The sequence below is a fragment of the Microbacterium hominis genome (genome assembly GCF_013282805.1).
Classification (GTDB): domain Bacteria; phylum Actinomycetota; class Actinomycetes; order Actinomycetales; family Microbacteriaceae; genus Microbacterium; species Microbacterium hominis_B.
Genome location: NZ_CP054038.1, coordinates 36857 through 47870 on the forward strand (window position 1 = coordinate 36857; position 11014 = coordinate 47870).

Genomic DNA, 11014 nt, shown 5'->3' on the forward strand with positions numbered 1-11014 from the left:
ACGACCATGAGGAGGCCGACATGCTCCTCATCCTCGGCGCGTTCGCGATCGTCCCCCTGCTTCTTCCCTGGCTCGTGGGCCGCGTCGGCGCCCGGGCGTTCTACGTCGCAGCCGTCCTTCCCGCCGTCGCCTTCGTGCACGCCGTGCTGCAGACGCCCGACGTCATGGCGGGAGACATTCCGTTCCAGTCATTGACCTGGATCCGGCCGCTCGGCATCGACCTGTCGATGCGCATGGACACGCTCTCGTGGCTGATGACGCTCATCGTGACGGGCGTCGGCGCCCTGGTGATGCTCTACTGCCGCTGGTACTTCCAGGGCGGCCGCGAAGGCGTCGGGCAGTTCTCGGCCGTGCTGCTCGCGTTTGCGGGTGCCATGTACGGCCTCGTGCTCACCGACGACCTCGTCGTGCTGGTGATGTTCTGGGAGGTCACGAGCGTGCTCTCCTACCTCCTCATCGGCTACTACAACCGCCGTGCCGCGAGCCGCCGCGCCGCGCTTCAGGCGCTTCTGGTGACGACCCTCGGCGGCCTGGTGATGCTCATCGGCGTGGTGCTGATCGTGGTGGATGCCGGCACCTCGAGCATCTCGCAGCTGCTGACCGCGCCCCCCACAGGTGCCGTCATCGACGCGGCGCTCGTGCTGGTGCTCGTCGGTGCGCTCAGCAAGTCCGCGATCTTCCCGTTCCACTTCTGGCTGCCCGGAGCCATGGCGGCGCCGACCCCCGTGAGCGCCTACCTCCACGCGGCCGCGATGGTGAAGGCGGGCATCTACCTCATCGCACGGCTCGCGCCCGTGTTCGCGCTGTCGCCGGCCTGGCGACCCATCGTCATCGCCCTGGGCGTGTTCACGATGCTCCTCGCCGGATTCCAGGCGCTGCGCGAGACCGACCTCAAGCGTGTGCTCGCGTTCGGCACCGTGAGCCAGCTCGGCATGCTCACGGTCGTGCTCGGCTACGGCACGCGCGATGTCGCGCTCGCGGGCCTGGCGCTACTGCTCAGCCACGCCCTCTTCAAGTCGGCGCTGTTCCTCGTCGTGGGCGTGATCGACCACCAGGTCTCCACCCGCGACATCGGCGACCTGAGCGGCATCGGGCGCAAGGCGCCGGCGCTCGCCGGTGCGTCGATCGTCGCGGTCGCCTCGATGGCGGGGGTCATCCCGACGATCGGCTTCGTCGCCAAGGAGGGCGTACTCGCGTCTCTGCTGCACGAGGCCACCGGCGGCGAGGTCTGGGCGTGGGTCGCGCTCATCGGCATCGTCGTCGGCAGTGCGCTCACGATGGCCTACGGCCTGCGCTTCGTCTGGGGCGCTTTCTGGACGAAGAAGGAGGCCGACGGCTCCCGCCGTGAGCCCACCGAGTGGCCGCGTCCGTCGGCCGGCTTCGTCGCCGCACCCGTCGTGCTCGCCGCGCTCACCCTCGTCGCCGGCGCCTTCGCCGGCTGGCTCGACGGCGCCTTCGCTCCCTACGCGGATCTCGCGCCGGAATCCAGCCCCGGAATCCCCGCGCCCGAGCATCCCGCCCACCTGGCCCTGTGGCACGGACTCGAGCCCGCACTGTGGATCTCGCTGTCCACCCTCGCCGTCGGCGCCGTGGTGTTCTGGGTCATGCCGCGCGGCGCCTGGAACCGGCGCATGCTCCCCTTCTCGGCCGCCGACGGCTACAACCTCGTGCTGCGGGCCGTGGCGAAGGTGTCGGTCGCGGTCACGAGCTTCACCCAGCGCGGGTCGCTGCCGGTGTACGTGGGAACGATCTTCGTCGTGCTCGTCGCCGCTGAGGGCACGGCGCTGATCGCGGGAGGCGCGTGGCAGGCCCAGCTGGCTGCGTATCAGAACCCCATGCAGCTGTTCGCCGCGCCGATCATGATCGCCGCAGGGCTCATCGCCGTGCGGGCGCGCAAGCGCTACACCGGCGTGGTGCTCGTGTCCGTCACGGGCCTGGGCATGGTGGTGCTGTTCGCCACGAGCGGCGCACCCGACCTCGCGCTCACGCAGATCCTCGTCGAGACGGTGACCCTCGTCGCCTTCGCGCTCGTGCTGCGGCGCATCCCCTCGCGCATGGGAGATCACAACGCGTCGGTGTGGCCCGTCGCCCGCGCCGTGCTCGCCGGTGCCGTCGGCGCGACCATGGCCGCCGTCGCGATCGTGGCGACCTCGGCGCGCGTCGACGCGCCCATCTCGACGGAGTGGACCGACCTCGCCTACGAGCTCGGCCACGGCCGCAACACCGTGAACGTCGCGCTCGTCGACATGCGCGGATGGGACACGATGGGCGAGCTGTCGGTGCTCATCCTCGCCGCGACGGGCGTGGCATCCCTCGTCTTCGTCACCCACCGCGCCGACACGCTGCCCACGCTCACCGCGCCACTGCCCCTCTCGGGCCTCCGATCGCGCGTGCCGCTGGTGGAGACCGCCGAAGGCGTGCGCCCGCGCGGCCGCGGCGACTCCCGGCAGCAGGCGTGGCTCGTGGGCGGGCAGCGCGTGAGTCCGGAGAGCCGCTCGATCATTCTCGAGGTGATCGTGCGCATCCTCTTCCACACGATCATCGTCGTCTCGCTCTACCTGCTGTTCGCGGGCCACAACCTGCCGGGAGGCGGGTTCGCAGGCGGCCTGGTCGCCGGCATGGCCCTGGTCATGCGGTACGTCGCGGGCGGCCGATTCGAGCTCGGGGCCGCGGCGCCGACCGATGCGGGCCGGCTGCTGGGCGTCGGCATGACGATCGCGGTCGCCTGCGCGATCGTGCCGCTGCTGTTCGGCGTGGCGCCGCTGACGAGCGCCTTCTTCGAGGTGGAGGTCGCCGTGCTCGGCCACATCGAATTCGTCACCTCGACGATCTTCGACATCGGCGTGTACCTCGTCGTGATCGGGCTCGTGCTCGACGTGCTGCGCAGCCTCGGCGCCGAAGTGGACCGGCAGCGCCTGGCATCCACCTCGCCCGCCGCTCGGGGGGTGAGCGTCTGATGGAGTCGTCGCTCGTGCTCATCGTCGTGATGGCGGTCCTCTTCGCCTGCGGTGTCTACGCGATGCTCGAACGCAGCCTCACGCGCGTGCTCATCGGATTCCTGCTGCTCGGGAACGCCGCCAACCTGCTGCTGCTGATCGTGATGGGACAGCCGGGGATCGCCGCCTTCTACGGAGCCGGCGATACCGAGGACATGTCCGATCCGCTGCCGCAGGCGCTCATGCTCACGGCGATCGTCATCACGTTCGCGGTGTCGGCGTTCCTGCTCGCCCTCATCTACCGGTCGTGGCAGCTCGGCCAGGCCGACACCGTCACCGACGACGAAGCCGACCTCGAGGTGCGCGAGCGCACCGCCGCCGACGAGGACCTCATCGACGACGCGACCGAGATCGAAGACGAAGACGACGACGCCACGACCGACTTCGACGTGATCACCGGCTCGGGCACCCCGGGTGCGACCGCCTCCGGCACGGCGGAGGAGGAACGATGAACCTCACCGCCATCGCCCCCGCGCTCGTGCCGCTCCTGGTCACGCTGCCGCTCCTCGGCGCCGCCATCGCCCTCATCGCGGGGCGCCATCGTCGCACGCAGGTGGTCGTGTCGGTCGTGACGCTCTCGGTCGTGTGCCTCATCGCCGCGACGCTGCTGACCGTGGTCGACGTGGGCGACCAGCCCATCGCGGTGTCGGTGGGCGACTGGCCGATCCCGTACGGCATCGTGCTCTACGTCGACCGGCTCGCGGCGCTGCTGGTCATGGTGTCGAGCATCGTGCTGCTCGCCGTGCTGCTCTTCTCGGTCGGGCAGGGTGCGGCCGACGGCGACGACGACACCCCGGTGTCGATCTTCCACCCGTCGTACCTGATCCTCGCGGCGGGCATCTTCACCGCGTTCATCGCGGGCGACCTGTTCAACCTCTACGTCGGCTTCGAGATCCTGCTCGTCGCCTCGTTCGTGCTCATCACGCTCGGCTCGACCGAGTCGCGCATCCGCACCGGCGTCGTGTACGTCGTCGTCTCCCTCGTCTCGTCGATCCTGTTCCTCGCGGCCATCGCGATGATCTACGGCGCCCTCGGCACCGTGAACATCGTGCAGATCGCCGAGCGCATGACGCAGCTGCCGCAGGAGACGCAGTTCGTGCTGCACGTCCTGCTGCTCGTGGCCTTCAGCATCAAGGCCGCGATCTTCCCGCTGTCGTTCTGGCTGCCCGACTCGTACCCGACGGCGCCCGCCCCGGTCACGGCGGTGTTCGCGGGTCTGCTGACGAAGGTCGGCGTCTACGCGATCATCCGCACCGAGACGGCGATGTTCCTCGACAACAACGTCAACTTCGCGCTCATGATCGCGGCGCTCGCCACGATGATCGTCGGCGTGCTCGGTGCGGTCGCGCAGGCCGAACTCAAGCGCATCCTGTCGTTCACGCTCGTGAGCCACATCGGCTACATGATCTTCGGGCTCGCGATCGCGACGCCCGCTGCGATCGGCGCGACGATCTACTACATGGTCCACCACATCGTGGTGCAGACGACGCTGTTCCTCGCCGTCGGTCTCGTCGAGCGCAAAGCCGGCAGCACCTCGATCCTGCGGGTCAAGGGCCTCATGCGCGGGGCGCCCCTGATCGCGGTGCTCTACTTCGTGCCGGCGGTCAACCTCGGCGGCCTCCCGCCGTTCTCCGGCTTCATCGGCAAGTTCGCGCTGTTCGACGCGGCGGCCCAGGTGGGCACGCCGATCATGATCGTGCTGATCGTCGGCGGCATCCTCACCTCCCTGCTCACGCTCTACGCGCTCATGCGCGCGTGGAACCTCTCGTTCTGGCGGGAAGAGGACGACTCGGCCGAGACCGAGGCGCGCATCTCGTACCTCGGCGACGCCCCCGCCGCGGGGGTGCAGACCGAGAAGCGCGTGATCCCGCGTATCATGACCGCCGCCACCGCGGGCATGGTGGGGGCCACGATCGCGCTCACCGTGTTCGCCGGGCCGCTCTACGACATCTGCACCCGCATCGGCGGAGCCCTGCTCGAACCCGTCACCCTGCAGCAGCTCCAGCAGGAGCATGAAGACAGCACCGGCGGCGACGACAAGGCGGTGACCCCGTGACGACTCCGGACCTCGCCCAGAACGCGCCCGCGGAGGCGCGGGGGACGCGCGCGCTGCTCGCCCGCACCTGGCGGCAGCTCCCATTCCTGCTGTGGCTGGTCGCCCTGTGGATGCTGCTGTGGGGCCAGCTCACATGGCTGGCGTTCTTCACCGGGGTGATCGCCGCGATCGTGGTGACGCGGGTGTTCCGCCTGCCGCCTGTGGAGCTGTCGGGCCGCGTGCATCTGTGGCACGGACTGGTGTTCGTGCTCGAGTTCATCGGCTCGCTCGTGCTCGGCTCGCTCACCGTCGCATGGCAGGTGCTCGATCCGCGCCGGCTGCCGCAGGCGGCGATCATCGCGGTGCACCTGCGCACCGACGACGACCTCATCATGACGCATACGGCGGTCACGGCATCCCTCATCCCCGGCTCCCTCGTGCTCGACGCCGACCGCGACCGCCGCATCCTGTACCTTCACGCCATCGGGGTCAGCAGTGACCGCGACGTCGAGAAGCAGCGCGACAGCGTGCTGCGCTGGGAGAAGCGCATCGTGCAGGCGGTCGGCTCGCGGGCGCAGGTCGCCAGCGTGAAGCAGGCGGAGATGGATGCCGCGGCCCGCCGGTCTTCGGGAGGTGGCCGCCGATGAGCGCGATGCTGATCGTGATCTACGTCGTCTTCGCCGTGGCGGCGCTGCTGACGCTGTGGCGCATCGTGGTCGGGCCGTCGATCCTCGACCGGGCCGTCGCGAGCGACGTGCTGCTGACCCTCATCATGTGCGCGCTCGGAGCGGAGATGGCCATCAACCATCACACCCGCACGCTGCCGGTGCTGCTGATCATCGCCGCGGTCGGCGTCTTCGGTTCGATCTCGATCGCGCGGTTCGTGGCGAGAAGGGACAACGACGCGAAATGACCGACGTGCTCGACGTGATCGCGCTGATCCTCATCCTCATCGGCGCCCTGCTGTGCCTCACCGCGGCGATCGGCCTGCTGCGGTTCCGCGATGTGCCGACGCGACTGCACGCGGCCACCAAGCCCCAGGTGCTCGGCGTGATCCTGATCTGCCTCGCGATCGCGCTGTCGCTGCGGTCGTGGCCGGTCGTCGCGTTCCTCGTGCCGGTGGCGCTGATCCAGCTCGCCACCGCACCGCTGTCGGCGCACATGGTGGCCCGCCAGGCGCACCGCAACGGCACGGTCGACGAGGCCGGCTTCTACGTCGACGAGCTCGCCGAGTCGAAGCAGACCCCGCCCGCGGCCGGCGGCTGATCGCGCTGACGCGGGGTGCGGGTCGCGCGGCTTTCGCGCGACCCGCACCCCAAGCGAATGGCTCAGCCCGCGGGGGTGAGCGTCAGCGTGTTCGTCGTCGCATCGGTGACAGCGTCGCTCGTGTAGGCCCACGGGGTCATCTCGGCGCGCTGCCAGGTCTCGGTCTGGTCGGTGTAGTTCGGGTGGAACGTGTGACCGCTCGTACCGGTGAGGTGATTCCACTGCGACGCGTCGAAGTCCGACAGGTCGATCACCATGCGCATCGACGGGACCGTATTCGTCTCGAAGCCGTCGCCGAGGCGCCAACCGGTGGCGTTCACGATCGACGTGCCGCCGCCGACCGCGTAGGGTCCGCGGTTGAACAGCATCTCGATCGGCGCGATGCCGCTCGAGCCGAATGTGTCGCTCGTGAGGGTGAGCGCGTGCAGAGAACCCCAGTTCCACCGCGAGGGAGTGTCGCCCTGCAGTTCGGCGAGCCGGTCGTAGGCGCCTTCGGCAGCGGCGAGGAGCATCTCCTCCTGGCCGTTGATGCCGACTGCTTCGTTGGTCCACCACTCCGACGTCGGCTCGTCGAACAGGTCGCCGACCACGAGGAACAGCCGCGATTGATCGGTCGAGGGGGCAGGAGCCTCGCGGTCGCGCACGAACATGAGCTGTACGAGCTCGTCCCACAGCACGTTCGCGTACGCGGCGGCGTCGGAGTCGGCGTTGTTCTGGGCGTCCCACGTCTGCAGCAGGTCGAGCGCGGCATCCACATCGGCATCGCCGGTGCGCAGGGTCATGAACTCCGCCGACAGCAGCTTGCCCATCAGGAACTCGTTGTCGGCCATGATCTCGCGCATGTGCTCCGCGGTGAGCTGGCCGTTGGTCTCGGCGGCCTTGCGCTGGATCATGTCGTCGATGCGGGCGGCACGCCAGCCGTAGTCCCAGTCGTTGGTGAGGAAGTGCGCGTAGTCGTCGCCGACGATGGCGTTGTTCGCCGTGACGATGTAGTCCTCGTCGGGGTTGTAGACCACCGGGAGCTCCTCGAAGGGGATGAAGCCCTGCCAGTCGTACGTCGAGTCCCAGCCCGGCTGCGGCATCGACCCGTCGCCGGCGCCGCGTATCGGCAGCTTGCCCGGGGTCTGGTAGCCGATGTTGCCGTCGACGTCGGCGTAGATGAGGTTCTGCGCCGGCACATCGAAGAGGGACGCCGCGTGGCGGAAGCCCGCGAAATCCTGGGCCTTGTTGAGCGCGAAGATCGCCTGCGCGGTCGTCGTCTGCTGCAACGCCGTCCACTTGAGGCTCACGGCGTACTCGCCCGTCGCGGGAGCGGTGGTCGGCGCGGCGGCCGCGGCGGTGCTGCCGACGAAGGGATCGGCGGCGATCTGCGTGAAGTCGCCCGTGAGCCCCGACACGATCGGGCCGTTCACCGTCGAGCGGATCTCGAGTTCGACGTCGTCGCCGCCGGCGACCTTGACCGTCTCGGTGCGCACCTCGAGCGGCACGAGCGCGCCGTCACGCCAGTACTGCTCGCCCTCGATCTTCTCGATGTAGAGGTCGGTGACGTCGGTCGTGAGGTTCGTGAAGCCCCAGGCGATGCGCTGGTTGTGGCCGATGATCACGCCGGGAAGGCCCGAGAAGCTGAAGCCGGCGACGTCGAACGGGCACTCCTCGCTGAGGGTCTCGCACTTCAGCTGCACCTGGTGCCAGACGCTGGGCAGCGAAGCGCCCAAGTGCGGGTCGTTCGACAGGAGCGGCATCCCGGATTCGGTCAGGTTGCCGCCGATGACCCACGAGTTGGAGCCGATGCCTTCGCCGGCGCCGCCGACGAGCTCGCTGACCGCGTCGATCACGCTGCCGACCTCGGTCCACTCGACCGAGGCGACCGTCTCGACCGGGATGCCGGATGCATCGGCATCGGTTTCGGGCTCGGTCTCGGTCTCGGTCTCCTCGGCGTCGGGATCGGTCGCGCCGGCCACCGGAATGGTGCTGACGGCGGCCACCGGCGCGTTCTCGGTGATGGACGGGACGATCACCGGGTTCTGCTCGAACGGATAGGTCGGGTACAGCGCCGCGATCTGCGCGGCGGTGAGGGTCTGAGCGGCGATCGCGCGCTCGGTCTCGTCCTCGATGTTGCTGCGGAGGTCCCAGGCCATCGCCTTCAGCCACGCGACGGAGTCCGCGGGGGTCCACGGCTCGATCTCGTAGTCGCCGTTCTGCAGGCCCAGCACCGCGTACTCGAACGAGGCGTCAGCGCCGTCGTTCTCGGCGAGGTAGGCGTTCACGCCCTCTGCGTACGCGTCGTAGTAGGAACGCGTGGTCTCATCGAGCGCGTCGACCTCGGCCTGGGCGATCTCGTGCCAGCCGAGGGTGCGCAGGAACTTGTCGGTCGCCAGCTGCGACTCGCCGAACAGCTCGGCCACGCGACCGCTGGTCACGTGACGGCGGAAGTCCATCTCCCAGAAGCGGTCCTGCGCGTGCACGTAGCCCTGCGCGAAGAACAGGTCGTCGGTGGTCGCCGCCGTGATCGTCGGGATGCCGAGCACATCGCGCTGCACCGTGACCTCGCTGTCGAGCGCGGCCGCCACGATCGTGCCGTCGAGCTGCGGGAACGAGCGCTGGATCGTGTAGACGAGCGTGCCCGCCGCGATCAGGGCGATCACCACGAGTCCGGCCACGATGCCGTACACGGTGAGGCCGATCGTGCGGCCGCGAGAGCGCTTTCGGGGTGGTGTCTGTGGGTCGTCCACCAGGGGGGTGAGAAGGTCGGGGTCTTGCGTCAGCATCGAAGCTCTTTCGGTTCGTGTCGCGACGCGCGGCGGGCATCGCGAGAAAGCCGCACGCTGTTCGGGCAACGGCGACCGTCAGGAATCGTAACCCGCCGTCCACGTCCTGGACGAATGCCGTTCGGTTTCGGGGCCGGTGCGCGGCATCCACCCCAACGCACCCGGCGCGGCATCCCCCCACCTGCCCGGCGCGGCATCCCCCCACCTGCCCGGCGCGGCTTCCCCCCCACGCACTCGGTCCATCCGGAAACCGGACCACGCGAGGGTTACCGGGCTCAGCGCGCGATCCGGTCCGGAGAACGTGCGGACATCCGGTTTCCGGATCGAGGGCGGGGCGCTGGCGCGGCGCGGCGCGCCGCGGGGCGCTGCGCAGCGCGAAGACGGCGGGGCTGCGGCGCGCAGACCGGCCGAGGCAGTGGATGCCGCACCCGCGGCATCCACTCACCCGGCGTCAGTCGGTGCCGAGGTCGAAGGCCGAGGCCTCGTTGGCGGCGTCGGTGGCCTCGGCGAGCTCCTCGCGCTCGGCGGTGTAGCCGGCCGCGTGCTCGGTGATCTCGTCGGCGGCACCCTGCTCGAGGCGGCCGACGAGCTCGCCGGTCGCGCCGCCGATGATGCCGGCGGCGGCGTAGTGCTCCAGGCGGGCGCGCGAGTCGGCGATGTCGAGGTTGCGCATGGTGAGCTGGCCGATGCGGTCGGTGGGGCCGAAGGCGGCATCCCCGACGCGCTCCATCGAGAGCTTCTCAGGCGCGTACGACAGGTTCGCGGCGGTCGTGTCGAGGATCGTGTAGTCCTCGCCGCGGCGCAGGCGCAGCGTGACCGAGCCGGAGATCGTGGAGCCGACCCACTTCTGGATCGACTCGCGCAGCATGAGCGACTGGGGCTCGAGCCACCGGCCCTCGTACATGAGGCGGCCCAGGCGCCGACCCTGCTCGTGGTAGGTCGCGAGCGTGTCCTCGTTCAGGATGCCGTTGACGAGCCGCTCGTACGCGGTGAACAGCAGCGCCATGCCGGGGGCCTCGTAGATGCCGCGCGACTTCGCCTCGATGATGCGGTTCTCGATCTGGTCGCTCATGCCGAGGCCGTGGCGGCCGCCGATGCGGTTGGCCTCGAAGACCAGCGCGACCGGGTCGGAGTACTCGATGCCGTTGAGGGCGACGGGGCGTCCGGCCTCGAAGGTGACGGTGACGTCTTCGGTCTTGATCTCGACGGCCGGGTCCCAGAACCGCACGCCCATGATGGGCTCCACGGTCTCGAGCGAGACGTCGAGGTGCTCGAGCGTCTTGGCCTCGTGCGTGGCGCCCCAGATGTTGGCGTCGGTGGAGTACGCCTTCTCGGCGGAGTCGCGGTACGGGAAGCCGTGCTCGACGAGCCACGCGCTCATCTCGGCGCGGCCGCCGAGCTCGGTGACGAAGTCGGCGTCGAGCCACGGCTTGTAGATGCGCAGCGCGGGGTTGGCGAGCAGACCGTAGCGGTAGAACCGCTCGATGTCGTTGCCCTTGTATGTGGAGCCGTCGCCCCAGATGTCGACGCCGTCCTCCTTCATCGCGCGCACGAGCAGCGTGCCGGTGACGGCGCGGCCGAGGGGCGTCGTATTGAAGTAGGTGCGGCCGCCCGAGCGGATGTGGAACGCGCCGCACGCGAGCGCGCCGAAGCCCTCCTCGACGAGAGCGCGCTTGCAGTCGACCAGGCGCGAGACCTCGGCGCCGTACTCGAGGGCGCGGCCGGGGATCGCGTCGATGTCGTCCTCGTCGGGCTGCCCGAGGTCGCCGGTGTACGTGCAGGGGATCGCGCCCTTGTCGCGCATCCACGCGACCGCGACGGAGGTGTCAAGGCCTCCCGAGAAGGCGATGCCGACGCGCTCGCCGACGGGCAGGGACTGGAGGACCTTCGACATGGCTTCCAGTCTAGAGAAGAAGTGGATGCCGCCCGGGGTCCGTGTCGGACGGGCG

8 protein-coding genes are annotated in these 11014 nt (G+C 69.7%); 6 read left to right on the plus strand and 2 right to left on the minus strand.

Annotation, left to right across the window (positions count from 1 at the left end; translation table 11 throughout):
* Positions 1–20: 20 nt before the first annotated feature.
* From HQM25_RS00195 to mnhG, 6 genes are read left to right on the plus strand one after another with little or no spacing between them, the layout of a single operon-like run.
* Positions 21–2957 carry a Na+/H+ antiporter subunit A gene (locus tag HQM25_RS00195; protein ID WP_172988372.1) on the plus strand — a complete coding sequence of 979 codons (2937 nt, stop codon included), beginning with the start codon at positions 21–23 and terminating at the stop codon, positions 2955–2957.
* A complete protein-coding gene (locus HQM25_RS00200) occupies positions 2957–3448 on the plus strand; it encodes a Na(+)/H(+) antiporter subunit C (RefSeq protein ID WP_172988373.1) in 492 nt (163 codons plus the stop codon). Before HQM25_RS00195 ends, HQM25_RS00200 begins: the two co-directional genes overlap by 1 nt.
* Complete coding sequence (locus HQM25_RS00205) at positions 3445–5052, plus strand: Na+/H+ antiporter subunit D (protein WP_172988374.1); 1608 nt, start codon at positions 3445–3447, stop codon at positions 5050–5052. Before HQM25_RS00200 ends, HQM25_RS00205 begins: the two co-directional genes overlap by 4 nt.
* A complete protein-coding gene (locus HQM25_RS00210) occupies positions 5049–5678 on the plus strand; it encodes a Na+/H+ antiporter subunit E (RefSeq protein WP_438803611.1) in 630 nt (209 codons plus the stop codon). The genes HQM25_RS00205 and HQM25_RS00210 overlap by 4 nt, the downstream gene beginning before the upstream one ends.
* On the plus strand, positions 5675–5944 hold the full coding sequence (locus tag HQM25_RS00215; protein WP_172988375.1) for a monovalent cation/H+ antiporter complex subunit F: 270 nt from the start codon (positions 5675–5677) through the stop codon (positions 5942–5944). The genes HQM25_RS00210 and HQM25_RS00215 overlap by 4 nt, the downstream gene beginning before the upstream one ends.
* Complete coding sequence (gene mnhG / locus HQM25_RS00220; RefSeq protein ID WP_172988376.1) at positions 5941–6297, plus strand: monovalent cation/H(+) antiporter subunit G; 357 nt, start codon at positions 5941–5943, stop codon at positions 6295–6297. The genes HQM25_RS00215 and mnhG overlap by 4 nt, the downstream gene beginning before the upstream one ends.
* Positions 6298–6359: 62 nt before the next feature.
* Here mnhG and HQM25_RS00225 read toward each other — a convergent pair whose 3' ends face one another.
* Positions 6360–9065, minus strand: a complete 2706-nt coding sequence (locus HQM25_RS00225; protein ID WP_172988377.1) for a penicillin acylase family protein — start codon at positions 9063–9065, stop codon at positions 6360–6362.
* Positions 9066–9516: 451 nt separating this feature from the next.
* Positions 9517–10959, minus strand: a complete 1443-nt coding sequence (gene argG, locus HQM25_RS00230; protein WP_172988378.1) for an argininosuccinate synthase — start codon at positions 10957–10959, stop codon at positions 9517–9519.
* Between the last annotated feature and the right edge of the window lie 55 nt (positions 10960–11014).